Genomic DNA, 12,632 nt, shown 5'->3' on the forward strand with positions numbered 1-12,632 from the left:
TCAGGTCTCGGAGTCTTGCGTTTCGGGTTAGACAACAATGGCGGATAGCACTGCTTCGCGAAAACGCGAAGGGCTCCAGTCGCAAGATTCATCAGTTGGGATATGTCCGAACATCATCGTGCAGCGACGGCAGTGCACGCAGTCGCCGCAGGTCTTGCCCTCGGGCAGATTCATCTTGTCGGCGTTGTCTGCAGACCGTGGATATGGTTTTCGTTGCTTGCTCATAAAACTCCCCATTCACTTTTCGGCTGCTCATCAGTACCAGGCAGCCACGCCTGATAGACCCTCCCGGAGGCCGGGAGGGTTTCGCTCAGTGAATGGTTGAGTTACTTGGCTGGCGACGGTGCGCAGGCAGCGCGCCCAGGATCTGCTCGCAAGAGGCCATACCCCATAGCATTTCTGAAATAACGCAGGCGGCCGATGGGTTCATACCTTTAGGCATACCAGTCAGATCAAGAGAGATAGTTGGCTTGCCGCCGTCATCGCGGCTGTCTTCCAGGGTGAGGATAATCTTGGCCATGCTGGCTCCTAGTGTTGCTTGTGGAAAGTGATGTGGAAGTCAGGGGCGATCAAGCTCACCCAGTACATAGGAGAAGCGCAGAACATAAGGCTCCGTTGAAGGACCAGGATTGATGGCATTGGCCTCGGCGACTTTCGCACCAGGACAGATTTTTCTTAGTAATGCTGAGCCAGCCAAAACAGCACTGATGCTTGACGAGGCGGTAACCTTCTTGCCCTTCGTTGAGGCGTGATAAGCCCCAGTGCTGTAGCGAATCTTGATGTCGATGTGCTCCACGTCAGACCCCCGCGATATCAAGGCTGATGGGCTCGTATTGGTCGGTATCACCGACACGCTGATACACACGAATGTAGGACTTGGAGCCCACCACCTGGCAGGCATCGCCAATGGCTTGCATGGCGCGCTGCCAGCGCTCATCTGTGATTTCCAGGCGGCGCAGGGCCAGCACGCGTGCCGTGCGGATGTCGCCTTTCTGGTCGGTGCGAAAGGCGTCATTCACCAGGGTGACCACCTCAGGGCGAGCCCCCTGCGTCCAGTCCCGCAGGCATTCGTCAATCAGCGCTCTGGCTGCCTGCAAGCGTTCGTCAAAAGCGATGCTTTCCTGGACTGCCCGCAGGATCTTGAAGCGCCCATCAAAACTGATCAGGCTCACATTGCCTTTCTTGCCGCCAATCTGAGCGCCGTACTGTTCGGCGCTCAGCTCGATAAAGGCTTCGATATCGCCGAACGCGGAGGCCTTGAACTGTGTCAGAACTTCTTGAATGCCGAGGGCCTGGGCGGCCAATTTGAGCACCAAGGCGTCCCGTTCTAGGTCAATTGGTTTGATCAGGACTTCCGGTATCAGCCTCTTTTGCGCATCAGCGCGGTAGCCCTCAGGGATGGTCTGTTGTTGTGCGGTCATTGCTGGATTCCTCAGTGGATAGTCGGGCGCTGCCAGCCTTCTGGACGGGCGGCGCTGATGGGTTCGCGCCACTCCAGGGTCACGCCCTGGAACTGCACGCTGTAATGGGTGCTACCGGCCGTGGGGCGGCGCTTAAAGCCTTCGCGATGGCCAAGAGCGACCAAGCGCTGGCCCGCATCGGGAGCGATAACCAGGAAGTTTTGAGCTGGGCAGAAGCCGAGTATGCGAATGCCATTCGCCTGCAAATGGCGGGCGGCGGCGTTGAAGATGCGCAGGCGATCAGCGAGCGATGGGGTCAACACTTTCAAGGCTGTACGGCTAGTGGAGGCGAGCATGGGCGTTCTCCTGGGTGCAGCAGTTGGGGTTGATCGGGCAGTGTTGGCAGGCGCGCCAGCGCTGCATGGCGGGCGGGTTATGGGTTGGCGCTGGCTTTTCGCGATAGCTTTGGCACTGCTCCGCATTCACTTCCTCATCCAGAGCCACACACTGAATGCGGCCGAGGGTTTCCATGACACGGCGTTCAACACCGGCAGTGCTACGCGATGCATAGCGATTGGCTAGGGTCAGGCTTACTGCTGTTCGGCTCATGCCGATACGCTTGCTGGCCTGGGTTTGGCTTGTTGCTGCGACTTCGGCAGCGAGCAGGCGCACAAACAACGGCGCTTCATCACCCCAAGCAGAAAGGTTGACCTGGTTCATTCGGTCACCTGCTGATCTGCTTTACGCCAAACCACCTGATCTAGGTTTGGGTCATAGACCTGGTTGAAGTCACGCTGATAGATCGGGTGCTTTGGGCCTGTGTAACGCGAGGGAATCAAGCGGAAGCGGGTTTTATTTCCAGCCGTGCCGCCGCTACGTGTCAGATAGCCAGCCTTTGCCAGCCCCGACAAATACACCTGCGCGCCATATTCGCTGATGGATACGCCATTGACGCTGGCTGCCGCTGCTGCCTCGGCGGCGCTGAATTCGCCGAGGATGCGCAACGCCCGCCACACGTTCTCGGCACCGCCTGCATATTTGGAAACCTTGCCGTCTTTGGTGATGCGCGGGGCCTCGACGCCTTCGTCTTTAAGTAGCTCCCACTCGGCGTCGAAGCGGTCGATGGTGCGAACCTTGCTGACAATTCCGGCCTTTTCCATGTCTCGGAAATAGGCGCGCACGGCTTGGTCATCTTGTCCCGACTTACGTGCAACGGCGTAAGTCGTCAGCGCTTTAGGGCTGGCGTTAATGGCGCGGATGGCTTCCCAGATGTGCTGTCGTGGAGGCTTTCCGCCTACCATCACCAGATCTGCTCGTGCTCTCGGCATGGCTCAAGCCCTCCGCGACGGCGCATCGCCGGTGAACCAGCCGCGAGAGCCCCAACCGGCAAGGTCGATGCTGTCGATGGCCAGGGCCTGAGTCTCGCTGTAAACCTTGTATAGATTGACGGCGATACGGCGCAGACAACCGCCAACCTTGACCCGCAGGTCTTCCAGCAGATCATCTGAAAAATGCAGCTTCGGATAGCTGGCTTTGGCCAGGGCACGTAAATCGTCGAGGGTGGCGCTTTGGGCGGGCACCCATTCCAAAACACGGTTATGCAGCCGCTCCAGCTTTGCAAGGCTGCCGGGGACGCCCTTTTCCCCAATCAACACAATGGTTCCCTGGCTAGCGTTATGGATATCGGTCAGGACGTTGGCGACGGCCTTTTCAAGCAGATACTGCACGTCGTCAATCAGCAGTGGGCGGCCACTGCGGGACAGTTGTTCGGCGATCTGGTCGACCATCTGCGACAAGGTGCGCTCAGGCTGAATGCCCATCTCGCGCAGGATGGCGAGTAGGAAAGCCTTTTTGCTCCAGGTGTCGCGGCACTCCACGTAATAGGCACGGTGCTGATTAGCTGCGAACGCAGCACTCACGCTTTTACCCAAGCCGCTGGCTCCATACATCACCACCAGGCCGGGTAACCCCTCAGGGCGGGCGTGGGTCCGTGCGATTGCGGCGGATAACAGGCCGACGTTAGTCAAGGGAACGATCTTTGGAACACTCATGATTTGACTCCTAAAGGTTTGCGGTTAAGCGTGGGCTTGCGCGGCGAATGCGAACATTTGCTGAATCGACGTGAAGTCCGGGGTTTGCGGATAACGGGAATGCCATTGCATTTCTTCCGGCGTCAGCGGTTCGCCGCTGGAAGCGCGGGCGTCGAGCTGGTGCCAGAGGTGATAGCGGGCGGTTGGGTCGGTCGGCAGCTCGAAGCTCGGGGCTTGTGGGGCTGCCAGCTGGGCGAAGCGCTGGGCCTCGGCAAGCTGTTCAGGAGATAGGTCGTAGCTGCTCGATACCGTCGGAAGGACGCGCATCTCAACGTCTTGCCCGGTAATGGTTTTGGCCTTTTTAACGAGGCGCGATAGCTGTCCGCGTTCACGTTTCTCACTGGCTTTTTCAAGCATCGTCACCGGCATAGCTGGGCTGGCATTGCCGTCCAGGATCGCTTCACCGATCAGCTCGCCATCCAGGGTGTGTACCCATACGCGGCTGGAGTCACGGAAGTCATATGCCACGCGGACTTCCTCGCCATGGAAGCCGTCCAGCTCTTTCAGGAAGTAGGTGCCGCTATTCCACTGCACCTGGCAGCGGCGAGCGATGCGCAGGACCTGCGGACGAGTCAGGCTCTCAACGATGCTTGCGTCAGCCAGCAATGGCTCCCAGCCTTCGGCCTCGGCCTGTTTCCAGGCCTCCATGGGGCTTTGGTGGCGCATGCGCAGCGTCTGTGGGTCTCGGAACTTCGGCAGGCCACGGTGTGGGCGCCGGTTGTAGTCGTCGAGCGCACATTGCAGGTCGGCGAAGAACACCGAGAACTCCGGCACAACCGTCGGTGCCAAACCCAGCGCTAACTGTTTACGGGACAGCTTGTGGGCCTTGGTTCCGGCCTCCTTGTCCATGTCGGCGCCGATGTAGCTGTCGAAGGTTTTTGCGAGCCTGACCAGGATGGTTTTGTGCGGGCGCTCGATCACGCCACGGGCTTGGGAGTTGTAAGGCAACGAGTGCGTAATAGTGCCGCCCAGGCGGTCGTTGACCTCGTAGACAACGGCGTTGTCAAAGCCACTGCCATTGTCGACGTATAACAGTTTGTACATACCGCACCGGCTGACGCCGTCACGCAGAGTGTCGAGGGTCGCCAGCGTCGACTCGGCCAGGTTGACCGAAAAGCCAACAATGCGACGTGTTCCCCAGTCAATGACCGTGGTGATTTCCGGCCGGAAGATCTGGCCCGTAAGAGGGTTGATCACCTCGGCGTCAAAGGTATGGCCGTCCGCAATCCAAACGTCGTTGGGCCAGAGCATGTCGGCCTTACGGGTGTTGTACGCCTGTAGGGTTTTCAGCTCGTGTGGTCCCATGCGGCCATGCTCGCGTGCCTCGGGAGACAGCTTTTTCAGCCAGCGGCGGACAGCATGAATGCTCGGGCAGACGCTGGAGTGGACCTCAGAGTGGATCTGTTTGAACTGCTCATATGCAGCTTCAACACTGGGCTTCTGCGGGCGCTGGTAATGTTTAAGGAACTCGGCAGCCCAGGACGGGACGCTCATGTCCTTTTTACGGCGGGCTGGTGCCAGCCCCATTTCCCCATGGGCACGATAGTCCGCAAGCCACCGTTTCAGGGTGCGCTCCGAAAGCGTCCGGTCTTCGGTCTTGCGGTCGTTGGCCCGGACCACCAGCTCGGCAAGATAGGGGCTCAAGTCGCCAGTTCGAGCCAGGGACACCAGCGTAAGGATGGCGCGGTTCTGGCTGACCACCTTGCTCATGCGCTCAATCTCGCGCACGAATGACAGACGGGCAGTCATGACCGAGGTCTGCGAATCATTCAAGCGTGACGTTTTTTTAGCGTCACACCCTGACAGAATCACATGTGTTTCAGCCGGTGCTTCTGGTGCGCTGGTGGTCACTGCGGCGGCGATTAGAGCTGACTGGGTTTCTTGAGGAAGCATTGCAAAGGAGTATTCAACGGCCTTACTTCCGAGACGGCGCTGACCTTCCCAGCACTCGCGTTGGGCGATCTTACGAACACCCTGCACAGTGCCCGGCATGCAGGGCAACCCGACAAGCTCCTGGACCGTGTACCAACTACGCATTGCGCTCACCAAGCATTTTTTTCAACTCGCGAGCTTGTCGAGTGGCATTCGCAGCAACCCGCTCAAGCCTACCCAGCTCGGTGTCCAACGCTTCGCGGCCATAAGCCACACGACCACCACGTAAGTGCACTTGCCAATTTGTCAGGACATGGCTGGCACAGACCTCCTCCAACAGCGCGGCTCTATATAGAGGAAGGTTGTGATCTGCACGAGCAGGACTTGACCAAGCGTCTAACATGTTCTTGCTAACGTCATCGCCTGAAAGGCGAGACATACGAGCGGCAATCTCATAGCGATCCAGTTCAGATCCTTTGAGTATTTCACTCACCAACTCACTGACTTGCGCCGCGTAGTTACCAAGGCCAGGGACAGAAAGCACTGGTTGGGGAACAGAAAAAATGTCTAACGTTTTGTTATCTTTTGGGTTGCGCATGTTTAGGCACTCCTTGCCGCTTTACAGTGTCCAACCGGATAGAGTCCGGTATCCTTGCTGTAGGACCCGTTTACTTCTGCACGCTTGGGACGCTGTCGGTGAGGGGTGCCGTCAGCGTTCCACCGCTCAGGCCAGATATCCGCTGGGTTGAGGCTCAGCGCGTCAGCCAGGGAGCGTTCGATACGCGGATAAGGTGTGCTTTTGGCATTGCGGATAGCGCGGTCGGTAACCTCCAACTGACGAGCAAGCTTCGCCATAGAGGTGCCACGAACGCGGAGCTGGTATTTGATCCACTCCCATCGATTAGCTGGGTCGGTGGGCATGTCGATATCGCTCATAGTTTTGAACCATCTTCACGGGTGGTTTTTTTGGGACGTCTAACGTCCTGTTGCGGATAAACATATCCCGAAAACAGGATTCAGTAAACCGTATTCGAGAGTTTCTATTCCCTTTTTCGGAATGGTCATCCTGAAAAATAGATTTAGAGCATAGAAATCAATGGGTTACGTCGAAAAGAAACAAAAGAAACAGGCTGGCGGAGATGTTTCTTTTCCATATTCGGGATTGGAAACTCGAATAGCGGCTGTTGCAGACCTCTACGAGTCTCGAAAACAGGCTGCTTTAACTGCTGACGCTGCGCTGTCTTCACTCCAGCGCTGGATAGCCGGTGACGGAATGCCCGCGTTTGATTCCGTAGCACTTCTAGCCACGGCGAAAGGGGTCTCCCTGGACTGGATAGCCACGGGGAAGGGGGAGATGTTTCTTGGCGACAGAAACAAAAGGACTGAGGTAGACATTGACGATGTCTATTCATATGTGCCGCTCTACGATGCTCACTGTAGCGCTGGTCACGGCTCCTGGGCCGAAGGGGCGCAGGTACTGACACGACTCGCCTTTACTACCTACTCACTGCGTAAGCAGGGGCTTGAGCCATCAAAGCTTTCAGCTATCCGTGTAGATGGTGATTCGATGGAAGGCTTGCTGAGCCATGGGGATACGGTCGTTATAGATCATGGCCGCAACTCTCTTGAAGGAGAGGCTGTCTATGTCATACGCCTTGATGACCACTTATATGCCAAGCGTCTGCAACGGCAGTTCGACGGTGCTGTGAGCATCATTAGCCAAAACAAGGAGTATCAGGTAATGACCGTTCCGAAGGAGCGTCTAGGCGACCTAGAGATCATCGGTCGAGTGGTCTGGGCGGGTGGTTGGCTGTAGATATACACCTGATGCCAAAGAGCCCGCTCTAGGCGGGCTCCTGTCTAATTTTCCTGCTTTTTTGATTTGCGGCAGTTTCGGCACTGTCTAACTCGTCACCGAGTGCCCCAGCTTGGCGGCAGCCCCCGTTCTACCTGGCTCGACTCAGCTCAAACCATTTAAACCCGCCTTAACCCACCGACCTCCCCACTGGTGCCAAAGCTCCCACCTCCCCACACCGGCAAGCCGGCTCCTACCCAACGGCGTTCTGCGTTCGCGCTGTTCCCCTCTTGAAGCGCTGTTCAGCGCCCGAGCTTTTCCATCGCCGCATCCGCCAGAAAGGACGACCGGCTCTTGATGTTGTGCGCTCGGACAAAGCGGTCGATCTGCTGAATCACATACCCCGGCAAGGTCACGTTGACCTTCTCGGTCTTGCCCAGGTAAGGCGTGATGTCGATCTCCAGCATGCCCCAGCCCATCCCCTGGTAATCAGGATGGGCGCGGTGCGTTTGGGTGGCAGAGGGCAGGGGAATGGCCTGCCCTGCGCGGGCCAGCTCTTCGAGCATGAGGTGGGCAATCTCGACGGCGGCGCTGTAGGCGGCCTCGAAGGTGTCGCCGGCGGTGACGGCGCCGGGGATGTCGGGAATCTGGATGCCGGTGGCCGTGTGCTCGTCGCCCCACTCGATGCAGATGGGATATTGCATGGGGATCTCCTCAAAACAGGTGCGAAGGATGGTGGGAGCTAGAGCAGCCCGGCCAGTTTCCTGATGGCCCGGACCGTTCCCCGTGGCAGGTCCTTTTTCGGATGCGGCACCGGAACGGTGTTGGGCCTGTAGGGATGCTGGAACAGATGATGGCTGCCGGTCACTCGATCCAGCACCCAGCCTGCGGCTTCAAGCTCCTTGATCAACAGTCTGCTTTGCACCTCCATCTCCTGGTCGGGGTGAGAGGTGCTTTATAACTCCAGGCGCATGATAGCGCAGGTTGAATTGTGTGTCTGGAGTTATGTATCGGGGCATGTCGTTCAGTGACGGGCAGTTTGATGGGCGGTCGCAAGCTACATAGAAGCCCCGCGGTTTTTCATGGACGTTGCGCTGCTGGCCATTGCACTATTGCCGCGGATTTTCAGTCACTCATCTTTCCCCGTCGAAGGCCGATCCATTGGCGGGTTCATGCCAAGGAAGTCATCAGATCCATGACCGTCAGCGAACTGCTTGTTGCCATTCGTAAACCCTATGTTGAAACCCTGGCGCGTGTTGCCGCTGAAGGGGCGGCGCATGTTGAGCCCGCGTACCGCAACAGCGATGGTTCGCTGGCGGTTGAAGGGGCTATGGGCACGCCTTGCCGGGTGGACGTGATTGCAGCCGAGAGTGGGGAACCGGTGCAGGTCGACGCCGAATCCGAGCTGGGTTTTGAGCCTTTGGGGTTTGCGATTGAGCCGATGGAGGTGGGGATCTCGCCCTTTGGCTGGGACTGGTTGCCGCTGGAGGTGCGGGGGTTGAGCCTGGAACAGGCTTCTGAGGTTATTCGGGGGTGGTTCTTTGCGTGGTTCGACGGCGAAGACGAGAACCCGCCGACCGAAGAAGGGCTGCAAGGGGTGCTGCACTTTGTGTCGGACCCGGAGGCTACGGAGGAGGGGTACAGGTTCAAGGTTGACTTGGGGTCGGTTCCAGCAGAAGCGCTGGAAGAACTGCTGTTTGCATTGGCCGATGCCGGCGCCACCGGAGCTTTCCTCGGATAAAGAGAGGGGGTGCCAAACGGCGACCCCACGACCGACCTGATATCGCCCACCTGCAACCGATCCTCTGTAGGAGCTGGCTTGCCAGCGAAGCTCGCCAACGATGACGCTCAGCCACCTTCATACCGCGTGCACTTGGGGCGGGTGGTGTACATATCCGTTGCTACGGGTGTGGCTACTTATGGTTCCGCTCTTACAGCGGGTCACTTTGGAAAAGCCAGAATGCCGGCCCAGCCCAAAGTAACCAAAGGGCTCCTGCCCCCGCATCCGGCGCCTCGCCTAGGCTCGGCGTTCCCTCGCTCCGGCATTGCTTGGGGGGCCCGCCGCCACAGGCCATCCATGGCCTGGGGCGGCTAGCTCGGCATCCATGCCGAGCTGCCCCCTACGCAACGCCTGCGCTCGGCCTCCTGAAGGGGCAGAAAGATCAACAGCAAGATCAAAAGCGCGTTGTACGCGCTTTCGTAGGAGCCGGCTTGCCGGCGAAGAGGCCCGCAAGCCATCCATCGCCCTTGCTGACGCCTGCGCAATACCTGCGCTTGGCCTTCTGAAGGGGCAGGAAGATCAAGATCAAAAGCCCAAGCGCGTTTTACGCGCTTTCGTAGGAGCCGGCTTGCCGGCGAATTGGCCCGCAAGCCATCCATCGTCCTTGCTGACGCCTGTGCAGTACCTGCGCTCGGCCTTCTGAAGGGGCAAGAAGATCAAGATCAAAAGCCCAAGCGCGTTTTACGCGCTTTCGTAGGAGCCGGTTTGCCGGCGAATTGGCGCGCAAGCCATCCATCGCCCTTGCTGGCGCCTGCGCAACGCCTACGCTTGGCCTTCTGAAGGGGCAGGAAGATCAAGAGCCAAAGCCAGATCAAAGTCCAAAGCAAAGCCAACACCGTCAACGGCTACCTCACTCTCAGAGCTTCATGCCCACCGCCAGCCGGTTAAAGGCATTCATCAACGACACAGCCAAGGTCAGGTCGGAAATTTCGACCTCGCTAAAGTGCGCTTTCAGTGGTTCGTACAGCTTGTCCGGCGCGCCCTTGTCGTGGACGTAGGTGAGGGTTTCGGTCCAGGCCAGGGCCGCGCGCTCGCGTTCGCTGAACAGTTCGCTGACCCGCCAGCCGGCCAGGCAATCCAGCTTGTCTTGCGCCACCCCACACTCGCGCAGGGTCTGCGAGTGCTTGCCCAGGCAGAACGAGCAGCCGTTGATCTGTGACACACGCAAATACACCAGTTCCAGCAAGGGCAAGCCCAGGGGGCTCTCGGCCAGGGCGCTGTTGGTGGCGAGCAGGCCTTGATAGGCGGCCGGCGACAGAGTGGCAAAGGGCAGTCTGAGTTGGCTCATGGTGAAACTCCGCTGTAGAAAAAGTGATCAGGCACAAACCAGGGGGCTGAACAGTGGCTCCGAAGACAGTGCAGCGCGGGCCTCTTCGAGCGTTGCACCCACGGCCTCGTCACCGAACACCAACCCCTGCAGATAAGTGAACTGCAGGTCGAACAGGCCGAGGGTGTTCAGCACCTGGCGCAGGTAAGGCGTCAGAAAATCCGGTTGGGCTGCCCGTTCGCCCTGGTGATAACCGCCGGAACTCACCAGCACATGCACCGGTCGGTCCTGGAGCAGGCCGACCTTGCCCTCTGGGCCGGAGCTGAAGGTGCGGTGAATGCGCAGCACATAGTCGATCCACAGCTTGAGCGCCGCCGGCAGGGTGAAGTTGTGCATGGGCGTGGCAATCAGCAGGGCATCGCAGCGCTCCAACTCACGAATCAAGCCTTCGGACACCTCGAACAGCGGTGCGTCGAAGGGCGTGGCGGTGGTCAGGGCGTGTGCGTAGTCCATGCCCAACGGTGGCAACGGCTGCGCCCCCAGATCGCGCTCGACCAGTTCAAGGTGCGGATAGCGTTGGCGCAGGGAAGTCACCAGTTCCAGTGCCAGCTGGTTGCCACGGGAAGCCTGCCCACGGGGGCTGGCGTTGATCAGCAGCAGGTTGTTCATGCCGGCTCCCCACCCTGAAGTCGCTGAGTGAAATGCATGCCCCGGGCCAGCAACCCCTGACGAAAATAGAAGCGCTGGGCCAGGGGCATATGCAGGCCGGTATCCAGCACCAAGTGCTCGCATTGACGCTGCACGGCCTCATCCCGCACCGCGCTCAACAGCCGCGCTCCCAAGCCGCTGCGCTGAAGGTCCGGGCTCACGACCAGGTCGTCGACGTAGATGAAACGCCCGTAGAGCAGGTTTTCCAGCTCGCGGTAACCCGCCAGGCCAACGATGCGCTCTGCGTCCCACGCGGCGAGCAAACGGTAGCCCTGCTCGGTTTGCCGGGCCAATTGGGCGACATAGGCCGCCGGGCTGGTGAGGTGGGGGCGCAAGACACGCATCAAGTCGAAACTGGCCGCCAGGGCCGCTTCGCTTTCGAGGTGTTGAAGGGTGTAGGGCATGTCCGTCATCCGCTGAAAAGAGATGACCCACTTTAGAAGGTCGATGGCTTAAGCTACAGAGCCAAAAAGTGCATAAATGACTAGGCCATGATCCTTCCTTTCGAATTGGACCGCAGCCAGACGGCGCCGATCTATCGCCAGCTTTATCAGCGGTTTCGCGAGTCCATCGCCGATGGCCGCCTGCGCCCGGGGGACCGCGTGCCGGCGGTTCGCGCCTTGGCGGCGCAGCTGAACCTGGCGCGGGGCACTGTGGAAGCGGCCTACCAACTGCTGATAGGCGAGGGCTATCTGATTGCTCGCGGGGCCGCCGGGACCATGGTCACACCGCAACTGGCGCCGGTTGCCGCGTCCATAGAACACGCCCCGGTGATTCCAACCACCTACCAGGCCACCCATGCCGGCACGCTGCCGTTGCCGCTGCAAATGGGCCTTCCGGCATTGGATGCCTTTCCGCGCAAACTCTGGACCCGCCTGGCGGGCCGGCAACTGCGACAGACGGGCCTCGAAGGCCTGATCTACCCGGACTCGCGCGGCTACGCCCCGTTGCGCGCGGCCATCGCCACCTACCTGGGGATTTCCCGGGGCATCAACTGCCAGCCGGAGCAGATTTTCGTCTGCGCCGGCTACCGCGCCTGCCTCGACCTGATCAGCCATACGCTGATGGGCCCGGGCGCCACCTGCTGGCTGGAAGAGCCCGGCTACTTCATGGCCAGGAGCGCACTGCTGGAAGCCGGCGCACAGCTGGTGCCGGTGCCCGTGGACGATCAAGGCCTGGACGTCGCCCAAGGCATCGCTCGCGCCCCAGAGGCCGGCTTTGCCGTGGTCACCCCGACCCACCAGAGCCCGCTGGGAGTGTCGCTGTCGCTGCCGCGGCGCCTGGCCCTGCTGGACTGGGCCAACCGCCAAGGCAGCTGGATCATCGAGGACGACTACGACAGCGAATACCGCTACCAGGGCAAGCCCTTGCCGGCCCTCAAGAGCCTCGACCAGCAGGGCCGCGTGCTCTACACCGGCACCTTCAGCAAAGTGCTGTTTCCAGGGCTGCGCCTGGCCTACCTGGTGGTGCCCGCCGAACAGACCCCAGCGTTCGCCCGCCAGGCGGATCGTTTGCACAACCACTGCCCGCACCTGCTGCAGGCGACGGTCGCGGCCTTTCTCAACGAGGGGCACTTTGCCCGGCACCTGAACAAAATGCGCGGCCTGTATGCGCGTCGGCGGCAGTGGCTGGTGGAGGCGTTGCACCACGAGTTGGGTGGGCGTTTGCAGATAGATCCGCAGGCGGGGGGCATGCATGTGGTGGCTGGGCTGGGGGAGGG

Annotated in this window: 18 protein-coding genes and 1 other RNA gene; 3 read left to right on the forward strand and 16 right to left on the reverse strand. The window is 59.8% G+C overall.

Annotated elements, in window-relative coordinates; translation table 11 throughout:
* Positions 1-242: 242 nt before the first annotated feature.
* The 11 genes from GV818_RS29945 to GV818_RS29995 form a co-directional block, all read right to left on the reverse strand.
* Positions 243-312, reverse strand: an RNA gene (locus GV818_RS29945) — hammerhead ribozyme type II.
* On the reverse strand, positions 311-520 hold the full coding sequence (locus GV818_RS29950) for a hypothetical protein (RefSeq protein WP_108543298.1): 210 nt from the start codon (positions 518-520) through the stop codon (positions 311-313). The genes GV818_RS29945 and GV818_RS29950 overlap by 2 nt, the downstream gene beginning before the upstream one ends.
* A gap of 39 nt (positions 521-559) precedes the next feature.
* Positions 560-796 carry a hypothetical protein gene (locus tag GV818_RS29955; protein ID WP_161778293.1) on the reverse strand — a complete coding sequence of 79 codons (237 nt, stop codon included), beginning with the start codon at positions 794-796 and terminating at the stop codon, positions 560-562.
* Between the two features lies 1 nt (position 797).
* Entirely contained in the window at positions 798-1,421 is a 624-nt protein-coding gene (locus GV818_RS29960) for a DUF3164 family protein (protein ID WP_161778294.1), read from the reverse strand.
* 11 nt (positions 1,422-1,432) lie between these two features.
* The gene (locus tag GV818_RS29965; RefSeq protein WP_161778295.1) at positions 1,433-1,756 is read right to left on the reverse strand and encodes a hypothetical protein; all 324 of its coding nucleotides are present in this window, start codon (positions 1,754-1,756) and stop codon (positions 1,433-1,435) included.
* Positions 1,740-2,120, reverse strand: coding sequence for a hypothetical protein (locus GV818_RS29970; RefSeq protein ID WP_108543291.1), 381 nt, complete (start codon positions 2,118-2,120; stop codon positions 1,740-1,742). The genes GV818_RS29965 and GV818_RS29970 overlap by 17 nt, the downstream gene beginning before the upstream one ends.
* Positions 2,117-2,728, reverse strand: a complete 612-nt coding sequence (locus GV818_RS29975; protein ID WP_256679559.1) for a hypothetical protein — start codon at positions 2,726-2,728, stop codon at positions 2,117-2,119. The genes GV818_RS29970 and GV818_RS29975 overlap by 4 nt, the downstream gene beginning before the upstream one ends.
* A gap of 3 nt (positions 2,729-2,731) precedes the next feature.
* Positions 2,732-3,451: an AAA family ATPase gene (locus tag GV818_RS29980; RefSeq protein ID WP_161778296.1), complete on the reverse strand. Its 720-nt coding sequence runs from the start codon at positions 3,449-3,451 to the stop codon at positions 2,732-2,734.
* Positions 3,452-3,475: 24 nt separating this feature from the next.
* On the reverse strand, positions 3,476-5,527 hold the full coding sequence (locus GV818_RS29985) for a Mu transposase C-terminal domain-containing protein (RefSeq protein WP_161778297.1): 2,052 nt from the start codon (positions 5,525-5,527) through the stop codon (positions 3,476-3,478).
* Positions 5,520-5,960 (reverse strand): hypothetical protein, encoded by a 441-nt coding sequence (locus GV818_RS29990; protein WP_161778298.1) that lies wholly within the window; start codon positions 5,958-5,960, stop codon positions 5,520-5,522. The genes GV818_RS29985 and GV818_RS29990 overlap by 8 nt, the downstream gene beginning before the upstream one ends.
* A 2-nt stretch (positions 5,961-5,962) precedes the next feature.
* Positions 5,963-6,298, reverse strand: a complete 336-nt coding sequence (locus GV818_RS29995; RefSeq protein ID WP_161778299.1) for a helix-turn-helix domain-containing protein — start codon at positions 6,296-6,298, stop codon at positions 5,963-5,965.
* A gap of 160 nt (positions 6,299-6,458) precedes the next feature.
* On the opposite strand from GV818_RS29995, the gene GV818_RS30000 reads away from it, so the two are divergent.
* Positions 6,459-7,178 (forward strand): LexA family transcriptional regulator, encoded by a 720-nt coding sequence (locus tag GV818_RS30000; RefSeq protein WP_161778300.1) that lies wholly within the window; start codon positions 6,459-6,461, stop codon positions 7,176-7,178.
* Between the two features lie 281 nt (positions 7,179-7,459).
* Here GV818_RS30000 and GV818_RS30005 read toward each other — a convergent pair whose 3' ends face one another.
* Both GV818_RS30005 and GV818_RS30010 read right to left on the reverse strand, forming a co-directional pair.
* Complete coding sequence (locus GV818_RS30005; protein WP_161778301.1) at positions 7,460-7,861, reverse strand: type II toxin-antitoxin system HicB family antitoxin; 402 nt, start codon at positions 7,859-7,861, stop codon at positions 7,460-7,462.
* Positions 7,862-7,899: 38 nt separating this feature from the next.
* Complete coding sequence (locus GV818_RS30010) at positions 7,900-8,082, reverse strand: type II toxin-antitoxin system HicA family toxin (RefSeq protein ID WP_161778302.1); 183 nt, start codon at positions 8,080-8,082, stop codon at positions 7,900-7,902.
* Positions 8,083-8,352: 270 nt separating this feature from the next.
* On the opposite strand from GV818_RS30010, the gene GV818_RS30015 reads away from it, so the two are divergent.
* A complete protein-coding gene (locus tag GV818_RS30015; protein WP_161778303.1) occupies positions 8,353-8,898 on the forward strand; it encodes a hypothetical protein in 546 nt (181 codons plus the stop codon).
* 895 nt (positions 8,899-9,793) lie between these two features.
* Here GV818_RS30015 and GV818_RS30020 read toward each other — a convergent pair.
* From GV818_RS30020 to GV818_RS30030, 3 genes are read right to left on the reverse strand one after another with little or no spacing between them, the layout of a single operon-like run.
* Positions 9,794-10,225, reverse strand: a complete 432-nt coding sequence (locus GV818_RS30020) for a carboxymuconolactone decarboxylase family protein (RefSeq protein WP_161778304.1) — start codon at positions 10,223-10,225, stop codon at positions 9,794-9,796.
* Positions 10,226-10,252: 27 nt separating this feature from the next.
* Positions 10,253-10,873, reverse strand: coding sequence for an FMN-dependent NADH-azoreductase (locus GV818_RS30025; RefSeq protein WP_161778305.1), 621 nt, complete (start codon positions 10,871-10,873; stop codon positions 10,253-10,255).
* Positions 10,870-11,316 (reverse strand): GNAT family N-acetyltransferase, encoded by a 447-nt coding sequence (locus tag GV818_RS30030; RefSeq protein WP_161778306.1) that lies wholly within the window; start codon positions 11,314-11,316, stop codon positions 10,870-10,872. The genes GV818_RS30025 and GV818_RS30030 overlap by 4 nt, the downstream gene beginning before the upstream one ends.
* Before the next feature lie 87 nt (positions 11,317-11,403).
* On the opposite strand from GV818_RS30030, the gene GV818_RS30035 reads away from it, so the two are divergent.
* A partial coding sequence (locus tag GV818_RS30035; RefSeq protein ID WP_161778307.1) for a PLP-dependent aminotransferase family protein occupies positions 11,404-12,632 on the forward strand: 1,229 nt, incomplete at its 3' end.

The sequence above is a fragment of the Pseudomonas sp. Fl4BN1 genome, assembly GCF_009908285.1.
Lineage (GTDB): Bacteria > Pseudomonadota > Gammaproteobacteria > Pseudomonadales > Pseudomonadaceae > Aquipseudomonas.

Coding starts and splice junctions, on each gene's coding strand:
- GV818_RS29950 (WP_108543298.1), bottom strand. CDS start 520: ATGGCCAAGATTATCCTCACCCTGGAAGACAGCCGCGATGACGGCGGC.
- GV818_RS29960 (WP_161778294.1), bottom strand. CDS start 1,421: ATGACCGCACAACAACAGACCATCCCTGAGGGCTACCGCGCTGATGCG.
- GV818_RS29965 (WP_161778295.1), bottom strand. CDS start 1,756: ATGCTCGCCTCCACTAGCCGTACAGCCTTGAAAGTGTTGACCCCATCG.
- GV818_RS29970 (WP_108543291.1), bottom strand. CDS start 2,120: ATGAACCAGGTCAACCTTTCTGCTTGGGGTGATGAAGCGCCGTTGTTT.
- GV818_RS29975 (WP_256679559.1), bottom strand. CDS start 2,728: ATGCCGAGAGCACGAGCAGATCTGGTGATGGTAGGCGGAAAGCCTCCA.
- GV818_RS29980 (WP_161778296.1), bottom strand. CDS start 3,451: ATGAGTGTTCCAAAGATCGTTCCCTTGACTAACGTCGGCCTGTTATCC.
- GV818_RS29985 (WP_161778297.1), bottom strand. CDS start 5,527: ATGCGTAGTTGGTACACGGTCCAGGAGCTTGTCGGGTTGCCCTGCATG.
- GV818_RS29990 (WP_161778298.1), bottom strand. CDS start 5,960: ATGCGCAACCCAAAAGATAACAAAACGTTAGACATTTTTTCTGTTCCC.
- GV818_RS29995 (WP_161778299.1), bottom strand. CDS start 6,298: ATGAGCGATATCGACATGCCCACCGACCCAGCTAATCGATGGGAGTGG.
- GV818_RS30000 (WP_161778300.1), top strand. CDS start 6,459: ATGGGTTACGTCGAAAAGAAACAAAAGAAACAGGCTGGCGGAGATGTT.
- GV818_RS30005 (WP_161778301.1), bottom strand. CDS start 7,861: ATGCAATATCCCATCTGCATCGAGTGGGGCGACGAGCACACGGCCACC.
- GV818_RS30015 (WP_161778303.1), top strand. CDS start 8,353: ATGACCGTCAGCGAACTGCTTGTTGCCATTCGTAAACCCTATGTTGAA.
- GV818_RS30020 (WP_161778304.1), bottom strand. CDS start 10,225: ATGAGCCAACTCAGACTGCCCTTTGCCACTCTGTCGCCGGCCGCCTAT.
- GV818_RS30025 (WP_161778305.1), bottom strand. CDS start 10,873: ATGAACAACCTGCTGCTGATCAACGCCAGCCCCCGTGGGCAGGCTTCC.
- GV818_RS30030 (WP_161778306.1), bottom strand. CDS start 11,316: ATGCCCTACACCCTTCAACACCTCGAAAGCGAAGCGGCCCTGGCGGCC.